The following is a 16,854-nucleotide window of genomic DNA, read 5'->3' on the forward strand; positions in this document are numbered from 1 at the left end:
GAGCGTTTAGCCGTACCTGCATGAAGCGTCTCCTCGAGGCCCTGTTCGGGTTAGTCGCATTGACCGGCCTCCCCTATCTGATCTACCTCGGCGTGTACTACCTCCGACGGCCGTCGGGCACGCCCGCCGACACGTGGCCCCGAGAGCCGTCGGTGAGCATCGTCTTACCCACGTACAACGAGGCGGCGATCGTCGAATCGAAACTCGAGGAACTCGTCGACCTTGACTATCCGATGGCGAAGGTCGAAATCGTCGTCGTCGACTCGAGCGACGACGGGACGGCGGAACTCGTCGAGACCTTCTTCACCGGGCGATCGGACCCGGACCTGACGCTCATCCGCGAGGACGAGCGGAAGGGACTCGCGGTCGCGCTGAACGAGGCCTACGCCGCCGCGACGAACGAAGTCGTCGTCAAAACGGACTGCGATTCGCGGCTCGCACCCGACGCGGTCCGGAAGGCCGCCGCGAACCTCGCCGATCCGAATGTGGCGGCGGTGACCGGCCGCAACGCGGATGTCCTCGGCGACAGCGACGTTGAGCGGGGCTACCGGGACATCCAGACGATGATCCAGGTCCTCGAGTCCCATATCGACTCGACGCTGATCTTCCACGGGCCGTTCTCGGCGTTCGAACGCGACGCGATCGTCCCGATCGACGAGGACTCGATCGCCGACGACACCGAACTCGCGCTGAAGATCCGGCGCAACGGCGACCGCGTCGTCTTCGATCCCGATATCCACTACAAGGAGGCCGCCCACTCGGCCTTCGGCAAGCGCCGCGAGCAGAAAGACCGGCGCGCGATGGGGCTGCTCCGACTCCTGTGGCGACAGCGCGACGCGCTCGGCAGCCACGGGGCCTACGGTCGCGTCGTCCTCCCCTTCAACTGGTGGTTCATGGTGGTCTCACCGTGGCTCGTCGCCGCGGGGATCGCCGTGGCCACGGTCGGCTCGCTGGCCGCGCTCGGGCCGTTCGGACTAGCGACGCCGGCCGGCGTCTTCGCGTTCACGGCGCTCGGCTCCCGCGACGCGCTCGGCCCGCTCCAGCCGCTCTACTCGCTGTTCGATACCCAGATCTCGCTGCTCCGCGCGAGCGTCTCGCTGCTCCGCGCTCGAGCCGACGGGGACGACGAGACCCACGACGGCACGTGGTCGACCGATGACGAGCTCCGGGAGGTGTTACAGTGACCGACGCGGATACCGACGCGAACGTCGCCGTCCTCCACGACCGCTTTCCCGGCATCGGCGGCGGCGAGGAGTTCGCACTCGAGGCCGCGCGAGTGCTCGACGCGCCGATTTACACCGCCTACGTCGCCGACGGAACCGAGATTCCCGACGATATCGAGGTGATCCCGTTTCGGCAGTCGAAGTACACCTCGCTGCCGTGGCGGCCGTTCCTCGAGTGGAAAAACGAGGGGATGAACCCGCTCGAGACGCTGAACGTGGCGCTGGATATGACCGACGCCCACCCGGATCTCGCCGACTACGACGTGATCCTCGAGAGCGCGCCGCTGTCGAAGTACTACGTCCCCGACGTGGGCCAGCGGATCGTCCACTACCCGCACAGCCCGCCGCGGTGGCTGTACGACCTCTATCGGGACCGGCTCTCGTCGTTCGAGTTACCGTTCGTCGAGATCGGACTCAAAGCGTACGCGAAGGCGTGGCGGGCGCTGGACAAGGAGGCCAACGACTACGTCGACCAGTTCGTCGCGAACAGCGAACTGGTCCGGGACCGCATCCGGCGGTTCTACGACCGCGACGCGACGGTCGTCTACCCGCCCGTGACCGGCGATTGGCACAACGAGGGCGACGACGGCTACTTCGTGACGTGGTCCCGGCTCGCCCCCGAGAAACGGATCGACCTGATCGCGAAGGCCTTCGCGGGACTCGACGAGCGCCTCGTCATCGCGGGCGACGGCGAGCAGCGCGAGCGACTCGAGGCATTCGCCGCGAACTACGACAACATCGAGGTCCGGGGCTACGTCGAGGACATCGAATCGCTCGTCGCGCGCGCTACCGCGGTCGTCTACGCGCCCAAGCAGGAGGACTTCGGCCTCGTCGGAGCCGAGGCCATGATGGCCGGCAAGCCCCTGCTCGGGGTGAACGAGGGGTTCACGCGGTATCAGGTGCAGGACGGGCGGACGGGGCTGTGCTTCGAGCCGACCGTCGCCTCGATACGGGAGACGGTCCGCCGATTCGATCCCGACGACTTCGACGCCGGCGAGATCCGCGAGGAAGCCCGGCGCTACGAGTACGATCGCTTCGCCGCGGGCCTACGCGAGGTCGTCGAGCGGACGGCGACCGCCGACGTGGGCCCGCGAGGTGGAGACCGATCGGGCCGCGGCCCGGACAATGACCGAGACTCCGGACGACAGCGTGCCGAGGGGGTGCTCGATCAGTGACGGCGAGGACGACCCAACGCGATCGAGACGGCGACTCGAGGAAGCGGACGGTGACCGAGCCGTCGCAGACACAGCGAGCGGCGACGAGCAATCGGTGTCTGCTCTACCAGAACAGCGACGCCCACCCCGCTCACCGGGTGTTCGCCGATGCCGTGAGCGCCGACCGCCGTCACTTCGAAACCGGTAGTCGGCCGCCAGAATCGGGCGGCAACACCGAGCGGACCGTCGATCGGCTCCGAACTGCCGGGACGCTGCCCGCGTACGAGACGGTCATCGCGGAGGGGAGCGCGCCGCTCCAGACCGGGCTCGCCTACAAACTTCGTCATCCGGAAACGACCCTCGTCTACCTCGCCGCGGACGAGACCTTCTACACCCTGTCCGAACGGCCGACGCGGCACCTCTGGCGCGGACTCAGGCCGCTCTCGAGCCGGCTGCTCGACGGCGTGATCGCGGTCGGCCGCGACGCCGACCGCTGGGCGCGGCCGTACCTCGGCGACGCCCCGGTCGCTTACGTCCGGCCGCCGATCAGCGACGCGAAGTACGAGCGCCTCACCGCGCTCTCGCCGAACTCGCCGCAGGACCCCTTTACCGTCCTCTCGGCGGGCGAGGCCAAACCGGCCAACGGCTACGATCGACTGGCTCGAGCCGTCGACCGGTTCGCCGGGACCGTCGAGGCCGACGTTCGATTGGTCATCCTCGGGGAGGGTCACGAGGCCGAAGGGTACGCGGACAGTTCCCGCGTCATCACGCCCGGCTTCGTCGACCTCGATACCTTCGCCGACTGGTTCGACCGCGCGAGCCTCTACGTCCAGTCGTCGCGGGGCGACGCGTTTCCCGTTGCCGCGCTCGAGGGGATCCTCTCGGGGACGCCGACGATCGTCACCGAGGCGACCGGCGTCCGGGAACTCCTGCCCGCCAGACAGGTCGTTCCGCCGACCGAGGCGGGCCTGTTCGACGGGCTGGTGGCGTTCGCCGACCTGTCGCCCGCTGAGCGGCGGTCCGTCGCGAGCGACCAGCGGGACCTCGTCGCCGACCTGACCGAATCGAACCAGCGAGACCGCTTCAGCGCCGCACTCGAGCGATTCACATGACCGGAGACACCCGCCCGAACGTCGTCGTCCTCTGTCTGGACACCGTCAGGAAAGACGTTTACGACCAGTACGCAACCCGCCTCCGGGAGATGGCGACCGTCCGCTTCGAGGGAATGCGGGCGCTCGGCGGCTGGAGCGTTCCGAGCCACGCCGGGCTCCTGACGGGCTCGCTCCCCTCGGAAACGGGCGTCCATGCACACCAGCGTCGGTTCGACCCGATCGACATCGCGGACACCTGGATCGCACCCCTCTCGCGGTCGGGCTACGAGTCGGTCTGTGTCTCGTCGAACATCTACGCCAGCCCCGTCTTCGGGTTCGACCGGTTTTTCGATCGCACGGTCCCCATCTCGCCGAGCCGCAGGCTGCCCGCGGGCATGGACGTCCAGCGCCACATCTCCGATCGATCGACCGACGGCGTGGAAGCCTACGCCGATTTCGTCCGGCAAGCGCTCGAACACGACCACCCGCTGCGGTCGCTGGCCAACGGCGTCCTCCTCAAACTGGACGACGTGAGCCGGAAGCTCCCGATCGAGAAACCGACCGACTTCGGCGGCCGCGCGATCGCTCGAGCCCTCGAGCGGGAAGTCACCGAGCCCGACGGCCCGGTGCTCGCCTTCGCTAACCTCATGGACGCCCACGGCCCGCACACGCCGTTTCGCGGGTTGGACGACTCGATCCACGGCGTCTCCGCGGACTTCCACTCGAGTTCGTTCCGCGATTCGGACGTGAACGCCGCGGACGGCCTCGGGGAGTTCGGCGCGGACGTCGAGCGCGTCCGCCGGCTGTACGCGGCGACGGTCGACTACCTCGATCGGCTCGTCGCCGACCTCGTGGCCGCACTGGGGACCGGTGACGACCGCGAATCAATCGTGATCGTGACGGCGGACCACGGTGAGAACCTCGGCTACGAGTCGGACGGCCACCTCATGAATCACATGAGCAGCCTCTCGGAGGCGCTGTTACACGTTCCGTTCGACATCATTGCGACCGGCGATGGGGACCTCGATCTCGCGACTGACACCACTGCCCGACCCGTTGACGTAGATGGGCTCAGTTCCCACGCCGATCTCGGGGACGTGCTCCGATCGCTCGCGAGCGAGGGTCCCTTCGATCCGTTCGCGTTCGAGCGCGAGCGCGCTCGCGCCGAGATCGTCGGCTCCGGCTCGGGCATCCCGGAAGGCGGCGACGAGTCCTACTGGGACCGCGGCCAGCGAGTCGTCTACGAGGACGATCGGAAGTACTACCGCGACCAGCTCGGCACCGAAGCCGTGTACGACGTCTCCGGTCCCCCGTCGAAACAAGTCGACCGGCCCGACGAGACGGTTCCGGACGGACTGTTCGAGTCCGCCTTCGGGGACTGGGTTACCGACGACGACCGCGACGAGGGGGCGTTCGGCGAGGAGGTAGACGCGGCGAGTCGCGCGCGACTGGAGGACCTGGGATACCTATGAGAACGAATTCGATTCGAACGGAGAACACATGACGGACACGACCCTGTTAGTCACGGTCGATTCGCTCAGAACCGATCACGTCCAGTACATGCCCCGAACGCTGGACTTTCTGGACGACACCCACGACGCCGCCTTCGCCACGAGCACCGCGACGCCCGGCAGCTTCCCGGCGATCATCGGCGGGGAGTACCCGGCCGGCAACGGCCTCGAGTCCGAGGCCAGCGTCGCCCACGAGTTCGACGCCCCCAGCGTCGGGATCACGACGAATCACCTGCTCTCTCAGGAGTACGGCTACGCGGCCGGGTTCGACTCGTTCGCGTCGCCGAAAGGCGGCGGCGAGTCGCTGAAAGACAAGGGCGCGATCTTGCTCGAGCGCGGCTCGCTTCCCTACAAGGTCGCCAGTTGGGGCTACAACCGATACCAGCAACTCCGGAGCTACGTCGAGGAGACCGAGAAGTCGTTCCGCCCCGCGGACGAGGTCGTCGACCAGTTCCTCACCGCGGTCGACGGCCGCGAGGAGTGGTTCGGCTGGCTGCACTTCATGGAGCCCCACCATCCCTACGATCCCGACGGCACGGATGTCGATCGGGCGACGGCCCAGCGGGTCACCCGCCGCGTCCTCTCGGACCGCGGCTCCGAGGAAGACGAGGCCCTCGTTCGGAACCTCTACCGGCAGGAGGTGAGCGAACTCGACGCGGCCCTCGAGGCCCTCTGGGACGCGATCCCCGACGACACGCGCGTCGTCTTCTGTGGCGACCACGGCGAACTGCTCGGCGAGGACGGCTTATGGGGTCACCCCGGCGAGATGCGCCCCGAACTACTGAACGTACCCTTCGGGACGCACAACGCCCCCGACGTCGGCGAGGTCGTCTCCCTGATCGACGTGCCGACGGTCCTGACCGGAAGCGAGCACCGTCAGGGGACGCTCGATCGCGAGGTCGCGTTCGCCGCGTACGGGGACCGAAAGGCCGCGATGACCGCCGAACACATTGCGACCGACGCGGGCACGTATCGACTCGACGACGTCGAACCGGTCGACGACCCCGGACTCGAGCGGGAACTCGAGCGATTCGATCCCGCTTACGTCGTCAAGGAAGAAGCGCTGCAGGAAGACCTGGAGGATCTCGGCTACGCATGACCGTCGTCGTACTGGCGCTCGACGCCCTCGACGCCGGGTTGGTCGACCACTTCGACCTCGACGCCGTCCGCCTCGAGTCGGGCGGCGAGATCGAGACGTTCGCGAACACCCAGGACGTTCCGTACACGCCGGAGGTCTGGGCGACGGTCGCGACCGGGCTCGAGCCGGCCGAACACGGGATCACCGGCGGCGGCACGAGCGAGTGGGGAAACCCCGCGCTCGACCTCGCCTCGACGGTCACCGGCCACCTCGACGAGTCGACGCGGGGAACGCTGGGCAAACTGGTCCGCTCCCGAACCGGCGAGCGCGAGCGCATCGGCGAGACGGACCGCGAGTCGATGTTCGACGCCGATGACGCGGTCGTCCACAACTGGCCGGGCGTCCACGACGGGAAGCCCCTCCAGCGGGCCTGGGACCTGATGAACGCCGTCGCCGAGGGGATGCCCCGCAGCGAGTTCGAGCGCGAACTGTTCGGGCTCTGCGCCCAGCAGTTCGGCTGGGCCCGCGAGATGCTCGCACATCCGGTTTCGATCGCCGGCGTCCACGTCCACACGCTGGACGCGGCGGGCCACGCCTACGCCGACGACGAGGACGCGCTGGGCCACGCCTACGAGCGCGTCGGTGAGTTCGTCGAAGAAATCGTCGCCGCCCTCGGCGAGGACGACGAACTCCTCGTCGTCAGCGACCACGGCATGCGAACCGAGTTCTACCCGCCCGACGCCGGCGAGAAACCGGCGAGTCACTCCTGGCGGGCGTACGCGAGTTCGACGGCGGACACCCATCCGAAATCGGTCTACGACGTGCGCCGGTGGGTCGAGGAACGCGCGGCCGAATCGGGCACGGCCGCCGACGGCGACGAAGGGATCGACATGCCGACCGAGCGCCTGCGCGAACTCGGCTATCTCGACTGACCGCTACTGATGACGTGCTGTGGCGCGCGCTGACGGCTGCCCGAGCGAAGCGAGGTGCGACTGGAGGGAGCACCTCGAATGTGAACGGGGAACGAAGTGACCCGTGAGCGCTAGCGAGGGAAGCCGTCGATACTGTGCGAGGGATGAGTGAGCGACCGTCGGGAGCGAACGAATCGGTTGGGGAGGGTGTGGTGATTCCCTGCCGCCACGATAGCAGGCTAGACGGCTTCAGAACCGTCCCCTCGAGTCCGAGGGCTCTACGAGAGAAGGTGGTGCTCGCCTCGAGAGACGGCGGGAGGGTGAGTTGAACCACGCCGATGTCGGTCGCTGCTCCCTCGTCGTCTACTTCGAATCGACTCGTCGCATTTTCGAGACGCGCGAAACTGCCCCTCTCCGCTGGCCGCGATTACGGGTTGGGATTCGCTTCCCGTCACGGAAAGACGAGTACCCGCTCGTCGCGTGGGCTGGGACGGAACCGTCAGCGTCGGATTACCGTGTGAAACAGCTCACAAACTGTTCCGTTCGACGGGCCGCTCGAGGCACGTCGGCTCGAGGCTGTCATCGACGAGCCGCCACTTCGGCGTCGAATCGGTCGCGTACGGGCTGTAGCCCCCGCATAATTATGCCCCGTTCCGGTGGAGAACGGCCCAATGCGCATCCTGCTTCTGCGGACGTGGACGACGAACATCGGGAACGGCTTCATCGACTACGGGGCGAGGGCGATGCTCGAGCGGGCGTTTCCCGACGCGGAGATCGTCGAGACGGGCGGCTATCCCAACCACGCGGCGGACACCGCGGCGCTGTGGCGGGGCACCCGAAAGTTCGAACGGATGACGGGGTCCGGAGCGGACTACGAGTCGCCGACACACTCGATCCGGCGGAACGTGATGAACGTCAGCGAGCTGATCGACGCCGATCTGGCCGTCCTGCCGGGCTGTGTGCTCTCCCGGCCGACGTTCCGGAAGTACTTCGACACGCTCACCCGACTCAGGGAGCGGGATATCCCGATCGTCATCGTCGGCGGGGGCGGCGAGGAGTACGACGAGGCCGAGCGGGAGGACGTCGAGGCCGTCTTCGACGCGCTCGATATCGAGGTCCTGCTCACGCGGGATCGAACCGCCTACGAGGAGTACGGCGACCTCGTCGAGTACCTGTACGACGGCATCGACTGCTCGCTGTTTCTGGGCGACCGTGATCGGCCGCCCGAGGCGAACCGGGAATTCGACGTTCACACGTTCGACAAACAGGAAGAGCCCGACATCGACGGCGCATCGACGATCATCAGGCCCGATCACGCCCCCTTCGACGAACCGTACCACTTCCCGGTCGGCGAGCGGGCGCGGGAACTGCTCGGCCTCGAGACGCCGCTGTTCGAGGCCGAGAACGTCTTCGTCTCCGATCAGGTGGCCGACTACCTCTTCCTCTACGCCAACGCGGACGTGGTGCGGTCCGATCGGATCCACGCCTGCCTCCCCGCGCTGACCTACGGCAACCGGGCGCAGTTCTACTTCGACACGCCGCGAGCGAACCTGTTCGATCGGGTTCCGATCGACGGCGACGTCACGAGCGAGCCGGTCCGGTTCGATATGGACGAACTCGAGCGTGAGAAGGACGCGCAGGTCGAGGCGCTCGAGGAGGGGGTGACGACGGTCCTGTGAGCGTGACCGTACCGGCGTTCGGCGGGCGAACGGCTGGCGGTCCCGCAGTCGATTCTATTGCCGGGGCTAGGTTCTTTGGCGGAGGGCTGGTAGGATGAGCGGACACGCAACCATGGGAGACGAGCCATCCATCGCCCTCGTCGTGCTCGACACCCTGCGGGCGGATTCCTTCGACGAGCACTTCGACTGGCTGCCGGGCGTGCAGTTCGCGAACGCGTGGAGTACGAGCCACTGGACGGCACCGGCCCACGCCTCGCTGTTCACCGGCCGGTACGCGAGCGAGGCCGGCGTGACGATCAAGTCCCAGGACTTCGACCGAGACACGACTCGCCTCCCCGAACTCCTTCAGGACCGCGGCTACCGGACGCGGGCGTTCAGCTGTAACGTCAACATCTCGGAGCAACTCGGCTGGCATCACGGGTTCGACGAGTTCGACGGCGGCTGGCGGCTCAGCGGCCTCGGCGAGGACGTCTTTGACTGGGACGAGTTCATCGCCGAACACCGGGCCGACGGCCCCGAGCGGTACCTCCGGGCGCTCTGGCGCTGCGTCGACGACGACTGTGATACGACCCAGTCGCTGAAACAGGGGGCCCTGATGAAGCTCCGGGATATGGGCCTGAAGGGGCGCCACCCCGACGACGGCGCGGCGGAGTTCCTGGAGTACGTCCGCGACAGTTCGTGGGCCCAGGACGGCGAGTTCCTCTTCGCGAATCTGATGGAGGCCCACCTGCCGTACGACCCGCCCGACGAGTACCGCACCCATCCGGACGAGGACTCACCGCACTTCGACAGCGTGAAAGCCACGCTCGAGGAGCCCTCGGCTGATCCGGAGCGTATCAGGACCGCGTACGACGACGCCGTGCGGTACCTATCGGACATCTACCGCGACATCTACGCGGAACTCGCCGCGTCGTTCGACTACGTCGTGACCCTCGCCGACCACGGCGAAGCGCTCGGCGAGTACGGCGCGTGGCAACACGGCGGCGGCCTCCATCCGCCCGTGACGAAGGTCCCGCTCGTCGTCTCCGCGCCCGGCTCGAACGCCGACGACCGAACCCCCATCACGGACGGCGCGGAGCGACCGACGCGGGACGCCCTCGTGAACCTGCTGGACGTCTATGCGACGGTGCTCGATCTCGCCGGCGTCGAGTCGGCCCACCGCCGCGGCGAGTCGTTCCGCCCGCTGTGCTCGAGCGACTCGATCGACACTGCGCCGCGCTCGAGCGCGCTCCTCGAGTACCACGGGATCTCGAAGCGACGCGCGCTCGCGCTCGAGGAGGACGGATACGAGGCCGCCTCGATCGACACCGAACGCCACGGCGTCGCGACGAACGACTGTTACTACTTCGAGGGACTGTCCGGGACCCGGACGATCGGCGACTGCGAGCCGGCGACCCTCGAGTCGGAACTCGAGGAGCTGGTCGCCGACCTCGAGCGCCGCGAAGGACTCTCCGAGGCGGATATGGACGGTCTAGAGTCCCAACTCGAGGAGCTGGGATATCTGTGACGGTGGTCTCGAGACGAACGCATGAGTGACGCAACGTCCGTCAGCCTCGGGGGCGAGACGATCAAGGCGACGGCCGCGAAGTTCACGATGGCCGCGATCGGCTTTCTCGGCACGATCGTCTTCGCGCGGGTGCTCGGCCCGACCGGGTTCGGCGGCTACTACCTCCTCTTTTCGCTCGTGAAGATCGCTGATCGGGCGGTCAACGGGTGGGGAACGGCGGTGAAGAAGCGATATTCGGAGGCCGACGCACCCTCTGGAGAGCTGATCGGCAGTCAGGGGCTGTTCACACTGGTGTGGATGGCGCTGGCCGTTGCAGTCGCCGTCGTCACCTCGAGTTGGCTCGTCTCCTATACGGGACTCCCCGAGGCACCGATCCTGTTCGTCCTCTTGCTGTTCGCGGTCACGCTCTTCGAGCCGCTGGATCTGATCGTCCAAGCGCGCGGCCGCGTCGGGGCCTCGATGTGGACCGATACGCTCCGCTCGCTGCTTACCTTCCCCCTCCAGTTGGGCCTGATCCTGCTCGGGTTGGGCGCTGCGGGAATGGCGTACGGACTCGCCGCCGCGACGTTCCTGACGGTCCCGGTCCTCTGGTATTTCATCCGGACGCGACCGGTCGCGCCGACGCGGAAGACCGTCGCGAACCTCTGGTCGTACGCGCGGTACAGCATTCCGAACTCGTTTCTCGGACAGGCCTACGATCGGTTCGACATCATTCTGCTCGGCTACCTGCTCGCACCCGCCGCGGCCGGTCACTACGAGGTCGCGCTCAAGCTCACGGTGCCCGCGACGTTCGTGACGATGGCCGCCTCGAGCGGGCTGATGGCCCGGGTGAGCCACCGACACAGCGAGGGCGAATCGCTCGGGCCCGACATCTCGAACACCCTCTCCTTTACGAGCATCATCGCGATCCCGATGTTCTTCGGTGCCGTCGCGATGCCGGAACTGCTCGTCGTGACGCTGTTCGGGGACGAGTACGCCGCGGCCGCGGCGCTCCTCGTCGGACTCGCGGTCTATCAGATCGCGAAGACGCAGGCCGGCGTCCTCACGAGCGTGCTCTACGGGATCGATCGGCCGGACATCAACACCCGAATTTCGGCCGCGACGCTCGCGATCAACGTCGTCCTCGGCGTGGCACTGACACTCGCCTACGGCGCGATCGGCGTCGTCATCGCGACGGCCGTCGCGGAAACGCTCCGTTACGGCCTCTCTGCGATCGTTATCAAACGCGAACTCTCATCGGTCGTCCTGTTCCCGCGGACGCTCGGGGAGCAAGTCGCGGCCGGACTCGTGATGTTCGCCGTGATCGTCCCCGTCGAGCGCGCCGCTACCGTCGACCACTGGTACCACCTCCTCGCGATCGTCGCGCTGGGCGCGGCGGTCTACGGCCTCACGCTGGCGGCCATCAGCAGAAAGCTCCGCGTCACGATCAGGGGCGTCGTCAGCAGCTCGCGACTCGAGTTCTAGAGGTTCCGCGCGACGTACTCGGCGATCGAAGCGACCCGATTCGGATCGACCGTCCAGAATCCGTCCCAGGTCCGGGACTCGGTCTCGAGACAGACGAGCGCGGCGGGCCCGTTCGGCGGATCGGGGGCGTCCGCCGCCTGCGCGTCCGGATCGTAGACGACGAACCAGCCGTCCCGATACTCGGACCCCGTTCCGGTGTGCCTCGTCACGTCGAGGTCGACCGCCGTCGCCGCATCGCTCTCGGTTCCGTAGACGTGGACGTCGACGTCGGTCGCCGCGAGTTCGGCGTAGACGTCTCGCGTCCCGACTTCGTCGTCGATGCGCTCGAGGTACTGGAATCCGGCCCGGAGCGTTCCGCTGCCGGTCGCCCAGGCGCGCTGTTCGACGTATCGGGAGACGATGATCAACAGGAGTTTCTCCTTGTGGGCGAGCGGATAGCCGCGCAGTCGCAGCCGCGTGTCCGCGAGCCCCGCGAGCACGTCGGGCAACTCGAGGTCGCCGAGCCCGCGGCTCCCGGTCACGAACAGGTCGGAATTGATCGCGAGGATCGAATCGTACAGGGCCGTCATCGGCGAGGCGGCGACCGGCGTCCCGTCCGCGAGCAAGACCGCCGTATCGCCGGCCCGCTCGAGCGCGTCGGAAATCTCGGGGTCGATATCGGACTCGACCGGGAGCGTCGCGCTCGATTCGACGGCGACGGGCTGGTTCTCGAACGTCCCTGCGAGTAGCCCCTCGAGAGGACTCGTCGCGTCGTCGCCGACGACGGCGATCGTCCGGTCGGTCGAACCGACATCGTCGATGAACGATCGAAGCGTCACTGGCACACGCTCTTCGGTTCGGGACGTAAGTGTTCTCGCCGTATTGGGTTCGGTCGCCCGTCGGTCCAGTTCGGAAACCCAGCGTCGTGCCGGCTGAACCCGGCGCGGTCAGTCGCCGGTAACGGGGTCCCGTTCCCAGAACTCGCTGCCCTTCTGGAGTTTCGGCACCCACGTGTCTTTCGTCTTCGAGAGGAGCGCGACGCGGGAGGCGGGCACTCCCTTGACCTCGTCGAACTCGGGCATGTACTCCCCGACGCGTTCGGCGAACTCGACGACCTCCTCGTGGTCGGGCATCGCGGACCGGTCGAGGCGACCCTGCGAGTGGCCGACGTGCATGTACGCCTTCAACTCGATGTAGTCGGGATCGGCCTGCTGGTAGAAGCCGGCGTACCAGTCCGGATTGTGCATGTTCTCGCCCTTGACGAGCGTCGTCCGGAGCACGGTTCGGGTCTCGTCCTTTTCGGCGAGGACGTCCATCGTCTCGAGGAGGTTCGCCCACGCGTCGTCCTCCATGGCGCCGACGACCTGATCGAAGGTGTGGCGTTCGGGGGCGTCGACGCTGACGTACAGTTGCGTGGGATCGCACTCGCGAAGGACCTCGGGGCGGGTGCCGTTCGAGACGAGGAAGGTAGTGATATCGCGGTCGTGAAAGGCCTCGATGAGTTCGGGCAGGTAGGGGTACAGCGTCGGCTCGCCGTCCAGCGAGATGGCGACGTGACGGGGTTCCATCGCCTGCTCGAACACGTCTCGAGGAACTTCCTCGTTGCCGCCGAATCCCGAGAGCAGCTTCTTCTGCAGTTTGATCGAGGCGTCGACCACCGCTTCGGGGTCGTCCCACGCGACATCGTCCATCTCGTAGGAGTGGCCTTGGTGATCGCGCCAGCAGAAGACACAGCGCTCGTTACACCGGACGACCGGCGTCATCTGGATGCAGCGGTGGGACTCGATACCGTAGAAGATGTTCTTGTAACACTTGCCCTCGCCGCGCATGGCGTTTGCCGTCCAGCCGCAGGTCTGGGCGGCCGTGTGGTTCTCGCTGTGGTAATCCGGGCTCGAGACCTGTGCCGGTCCGCCGCCGTCGCTCTCGGCGTCGTCGCCTGCGTCGGCGCTCGCGCCGTCGGCCCCGGGATTTGCGGAATCGCTCATTTGCCCGTCGTTGGACCGGCCCGGTCAAAAGACGTGTGGTGTGGCGACCGCCTGCGCGTCTCCGGCCCGCCGCCCGTCTCACCACTCGGTCGACTACTCGCCGTCGCGGCGCTCGCTCGAGGAGTCGCCGGCCGACTCGTCCGGCAGCGCGCGCGGGTCGGCGGGTTCGTCGCCGTATTTCGCGTCGTCTCGCTCGAACAGGTACAGCGCCGGACCCGCGATGACGATCACGAGCAGGCCGGGGACCGGCACGTCCGGCGGACCGAGATACATCGCCAGCCCGGTCCCGCAGGTGGCGAACACGAATCCCGCCCACAGCGCCGGCCTCGAGACCGCCATCTGACTCGCGTCGCGGTAGACGGCGACGGCGGAGCCGAGGACGATCGCGAACCCGACGACCGCGACGGCGACCGCCTGCAGCGAAACCATACTGCATCTTACCACAACGAGGGGAAAAGCGTTCTGAGACCCGTTGCAGTGAACCGGTCTCGTGCGGGTCGACGGGGCGAGATCGCCTCTCGAGGCCGTTCGCCGTCGTTCCGCTCACCATGGCTCGGCCCCGCTTCCGTACGAAAGCCTCGCCCTCTTCCCCGTTCCGGCCCGAGTTCCGGGCATGATTGGCGCGTACACCATCGGCAAGAAAGCGGTCACGTTCGGCTACAAACGCTACGGGGTTCCGGGAGCCGTCGCCTCCGGCGGCGCCGCGCTGGCGGGATACCTGATCGTCCGCCGAGCCCTGAAATCGTCGACGAACGACGGCAACGTCGACTCGGCCATCGACGCCGGCGAAATCCAGTCCGCGGTCGAGGAGAAGGGGCTCGGCGCGGTGACGAGTACGGAGACGCTCGACCGCGCGATCAACGAAGAGGAGGTCGGTTCGACCTTCGACATGGACGATGTCCAGTCGTCTGCCGAGGAGGAGACCGACGAGTTCGGCGACAGCACGGGCGGGGACGGCTCGAGCGCCGAGAGCTGAGCCGCGCTGACGCGGAATCAATCACCACGCATCATGAGTCAACGAGATACCTCCGCCGAGACCGACGACAGTCCCGCGGCCGAGCGACGCGTCCCGAAACTCGGCGACGGAACCGTCTCCGGGGCGCTGGGGGCCGTTCGGCGCGGCGTCCGCTCGGGCGTTCCGGCGGGCGTCGCCGGGTTCGCGAGCCTCCTCGGCGGCGTCCGCGCGCTGCAACGTGGCGACCGCGATAACGGCTACCTCCGGCTGGGGGCGGGCGGGCTCCTCGTCGCGATCGCGCTCGACCAGCGGCGGGTCGCCGGCGACCGAGCCGATATCGACGCGACCGATGTCGTCGATACGACGCCCGACATCGGAGACCTCGAGACGGGAGACACCGAGGGCGAGCACTACGGCGGCGACGCGGCCAGCGAGGTCGTCGACACCGGCACAGGGATCGACATCGAGGGCGCGGACTCGAGCCCCGATCGCGACGGTGGGGTCGACGCAGCGAACGTCGACCAGACCGATGTCGCCGAGTCCGGAATCGACGAGGAGCGACTCGCCGACGCCTCGAGCGAGTCCGCTGCCGCGTCCGAGTCCGCCGCGTCCGAGCCAGCCCACGAGTCCTACGAACGGCTCGGCGCGGCGTCGTTCGACGAACACAGCAGCGAGATCCCGATCCCGCAGGCGGCGTTCGATCGGACCATCCTGTCGCTGCGATCCGAGGTCTTCTGGGGGATCCGCGACGCCGACGACGCCGTCATCGTCTCGGGGCAGTTCGATCCGATTCAGGACGGCGACGAGATCAGATACGTCGCCAGTTCCGAGGTCGACGGCGACCGCCTGCTGACGGTTCCCGATCCCGTGTTGAACCACTGGGACGCGGTCGCCGGCGGCGGGCTGGCCGTCGCCTCCGGAACCGAACTCGCCGTCCTCACGACCGATACCCTGCAGGCGGACGACCAGCTCCGAATCGTCCCGGAGCAGTGGCTCGAGGACGTTCTCGAGAGCGGCGAATAACGACTGCGAGTCACGGTTTCGCACCCGAGCGCCTGCAATTCCTGCGCCAGCTACGTCCCGCGAACCCGCTCGAGCACCGCGAGCGTGCCGTCCGCGTGGACCTCCTCGAGCACCTCGTCGGCGGCCGCGGTCGCCCGTTCGTCGGCGTTCGCGACGGCGAAACTCCGTCCCACGGCCTCGAACGTCGACACGTCGTTGATCGAGTCGCCGACGGCGACGCAGTCCGCGAGGTCGATCCCGACGTGATCGGCGATCGTCTCGAGTCCCTCGCCCTTGGTCGGATCGGTGTCCTTGACGTGGTAGGCGTAGCCGGTGTCGATCACCTCGAGGCCGTAGTCGGCGGCGATTTCGCGCAGCGGCTCGAGGGGTTGCTCTAAGTTGACCGCGATTTCGGTTTCCCGCCAGCGGTTGACGGTGTCCTCTCGGCCCCAGCCGAGGTCGTAGCCGGCGGCCCGGTAGGCGTCGGCGACGGCGCGGGCGGCCTCGCGGTCGGCGGTGAAGAAGACGTCGTCACCGGTGTAGACGACGCCGCCGTTCTCGGCGACGACGAGTTCGGGGATGCCGACGAAGTGACAGAGGGCGACGGGGTAGGGGAAGGCCTTCCCGGTGGCGATCACGACGGGCGCGTCCCACTCGCGGAGCGGATCAAAGACGCGGGGGTCGATGCCCCAGCCTTCGGGACGGGTCAGCGTGCCGTCGATGTCGAGCACGAGCGGCGGATCGGTGGTCATAGCCGTCACTCGAGGGCTTGACGACCTAAAGGGGTCGGTTCGGGCGTGTTCGAGAGTTCACTACACGTGCGTATTGCTCAGTAGCAGACAGGAATTATGTCGAGAATGACGTGCTGAACCCAGTGTGAAACTCGGACAGAATCATCGGTACCGCTTGCTCGGCGCAGATGGAACAGTCCTTGCAGAGGGGGATCGCATACAGTCAATATTTATCCTTCGCGGAAGAATCACACATCAGATGCCCTCCATTATCAACGAGATCGTGTTCAGTGAACCCTCTGGTCGTTCCTTTGGAGTGGTCCAACTCTGTGGCGCATTCGTTTTGTTCAGTGCCTACGGATACTACGCAGTTGTTGCAAATTCTTTACCGGGCAGTGGGGCGCTATTTATCGGTGTCGGGGCCGCCCTGTCCGGAGTTGCTGAATCCCTGCCGAACAATCGACGACGGGCGGCTGGTGTCCTGCGACTCACAGCGCTCGCTGTGCTTGGATCTCTGTTCGCTACGATGGCTTTCGCTCCTGAATTCATCACCGGGTGACAGCGGAAACCTGTGTGAATTCACT

At 67.2% G+C, this 16,854-nt stretch carries 16 protein-coding genes; 12 read left to right on the forward strand and 4 right to left on the reverse strand.

Annotated features, from left to right (window positions below; genetic code table 11):
- Window positions 1-20 precede the first annotated feature (20 nt).
- The 9 genes from ACT4ML_RS00965 (at window position 21) to ACT4ML_RS01005 (ending at window position 11,618) form a co-directional block, all read left to right on the forward strand.
- Window positions 21-1,184, forward strand: a complete 1,164-nt coding sequence (locus ACT4ML_RS00965; RefSeq protein WP_444719183.1) for a glycosyltransferase — start codon at window positions 21-23, stop codon at window positions 1,182-1,184.
- Window positions 1,181-2,398 carry a glycosyltransferase gene (locus tag ACT4ML_RS00970; RefSeq protein WP_444719184.1) on the forward strand — a complete coding sequence of 406 codons (1,218 nt, stop codon included), beginning with the start codon at window positions 1,181-1,183 and terminating at the stop codon, window positions 2,396-2,398. Before ACT4ML_RS00965 ends, ACT4ML_RS00970 begins: the two co-directional genes overlap by 4 nt.
- Window positions 2,395-3,489 (forward strand): glycosyltransferase, encoded by a 1,095-nt coding sequence (locus ACT4ML_RS00975; RefSeq protein WP_444719185.1) that lies wholly within the window; start codon window positions 2,395-2,397, stop codon window positions 3,487-3,489. The genes ACT4ML_RS00970 and ACT4ML_RS00975 overlap by 4 nt, the downstream gene beginning before the upstream one ends.
- The gene (locus ACT4ML_RS00980; RefSeq protein ID WP_444719186.1) at window positions 3,486-4,940 is read left to right on the forward strand and encodes a sulfatase-like hydrolase/transferase; all 1,455 of its coding nucleotides are present in this window, start codon (window positions 3,486-3,488) and stop codon (window positions 4,938-4,940) included. The genes ACT4ML_RS00975 and ACT4ML_RS00980 overlap by 4 nt, the downstream gene beginning before the upstream one ends.
- Before the next feature lie 28 nt (window positions 4,941-4,968).
- A complete protein-coding gene (locus tag ACT4ML_RS00985) occupies window positions 4,969-6,078 on the forward strand; it encodes a sulfatase-like hydrolase/transferase (RefSeq protein ID WP_444719187.1) in 1,110 nt (369 codons plus the stop codon).
- Complete coding sequence (locus ACT4ML_RS00990) at window positions 6,075-6,989, forward strand: alkaline phosphatase family protein (RefSeq protein WP_444719188.1); 915 nt, start codon at window positions 6,075-6,077, stop codon at window positions 6,987-6,989. Before ACT4ML_RS00985 ends, ACT4ML_RS00990 begins: the two co-directional genes overlap by 4 nt.
- A gap of 650 nt (window positions 6,990-7,639) precedes the next feature.
- The gene (locus ACT4ML_RS00995; RefSeq protein ID WP_444719189.1) at window positions 7,640-8,647 is read left to right on the forward strand and encodes a polysaccharide pyruvyl transferase family protein; all 1,008 of its coding nucleotides are present in this window, start codon (window positions 7,640-7,642) and stop codon (window positions 8,645-8,647) included.
- Window positions 8,648-8,741: 94 nt separating this feature from the next.
- Window positions 8,742-10,154 carry a sulfatase-like hydrolase/transferase gene (locus tag ACT4ML_RS01000; RefSeq protein ID WP_444719190.1) on the forward strand — a complete coding sequence of 471 codons (1,413 nt, stop codon included), beginning with the start codon at window positions 8,742-8,744 and terminating at the stop codon, window positions 10,152-10,154.
- A 21-nt stretch (window positions 10,155-10,175) separates the two neighbouring features.
- The gene (locus ACT4ML_RS01005; protein WP_444719191.1) at window positions 10,176-11,618 is read left to right on the forward strand and encodes an oligosaccharide flippase family protein; all 1,443 of its coding nucleotides are present in this window, start codon (window positions 10,176-10,178) and stop codon (window positions 11,616-11,618) included.
- Here ACT4ML_RS01005 and ACT4ML_RS01010 read toward each other — a convergent pair.
- The 3 genes from ACT4ML_RS01010 to ACT4ML_RS01020 form a co-directional block, all read right to left on the reverse strand.
- The gene (locus tag ACT4ML_RS01010; RefSeq protein ID WP_444719192.1) at window positions 11,615-12,436 is read right to left on the reverse strand and encodes a histidine kinase; all 822 of its coding nucleotides are present in this window, start codon (window positions 12,434-12,436) and stop codon (window positions 11,615-11,617) included. The two genes, ACT4ML_RS01005 and ACT4ML_RS01010, sit on opposite strands and share 4 nt — an antisense overlap.
- Before the next feature lie 108 nt (window positions 12,437-12,544).
- Window positions 12,545-13,582, reverse strand: coding sequence for a 4-demethylwyosine synthase TYW1 (gene twy1, locus ACT4ML_RS01015; protein WP_444719193.1), 1,038 nt, complete (start codon window positions 13,580-13,582; stop codon window positions 12,545-12,547).
- 93 nt (window positions 13,583-13,675) lie between these two features.
- Window positions 13,676-14,011, reverse strand: coding sequence for a hypothetical protein (locus ACT4ML_RS01020; RefSeq protein ID WP_444719194.1), 336 nt, complete (start codon window positions 14,009-14,011; stop codon window positions 13,676-13,678).
- Between the two features lie 184 nt (window positions 14,012-14,195).
- On the opposite strand from ACT4ML_RS01020, the gene ACT4ML_RS01025 reads away from it, so the two are divergent.
- Window positions 14,196-14,558: a hypothetical protein gene (locus ACT4ML_RS01025; protein ID WP_444719195.1), complete on the forward strand. Its 363-nt coding sequence runs from the start codon at window positions 14,196-14,198 to the stop codon at window positions 14,556-14,558.
- A 33-nt stretch (window positions 14,559-14,591) separates the two neighbouring features.
- Window positions 14,592-15,560: a hypothetical protein gene (locus ACT4ML_RS01030; RefSeq protein ID WP_444719196.1), complete on the forward strand. Its 969-nt coding sequence runs from the start codon at window positions 14,592-14,594 to the stop codon at window positions 15,558-15,560.
- A 50-nt stretch (window positions 15,561-15,610) separates the two neighbouring features.
- Here ACT4ML_RS01030 and ACT4ML_RS01035 read toward each other — a convergent pair whose 3' ends face one another.
- A complete protein-coding gene (locus ACT4ML_RS01035) occupies window positions 15,611-16,291 on the reverse strand; it encodes an HAD-IIB family hydrolase (RefSeq protein WP_444719197.1) in 681 nt (226 codons plus the stop codon).
- A 238-nt stretch (window positions 16,292-16,529) separates the two neighbouring features.
- Between ACT4ML_RS01035 and ACT4ML_RS01040 the strand changes: the two genes are divergently transcribed.
- Entirely contained in the window at window positions 16,530-16,829 is a 300-nt protein-coding gene (locus ACT4ML_RS01040; protein WP_444719873.1) for a hypothetical protein, read from the forward strand.
- Window positions 16,830-16,854 lie beyond the last annotated feature (25 nt).

The sequence above is a fragment of the Natrinema sp. LN54 genome (assembly GCF_052439245.1).
Lineage (GTDB): Archaea > Halobacteriota > Halobacteria > Halobacteriales > Natrialbaceae > Natrinema > Natrinema versiforme_A.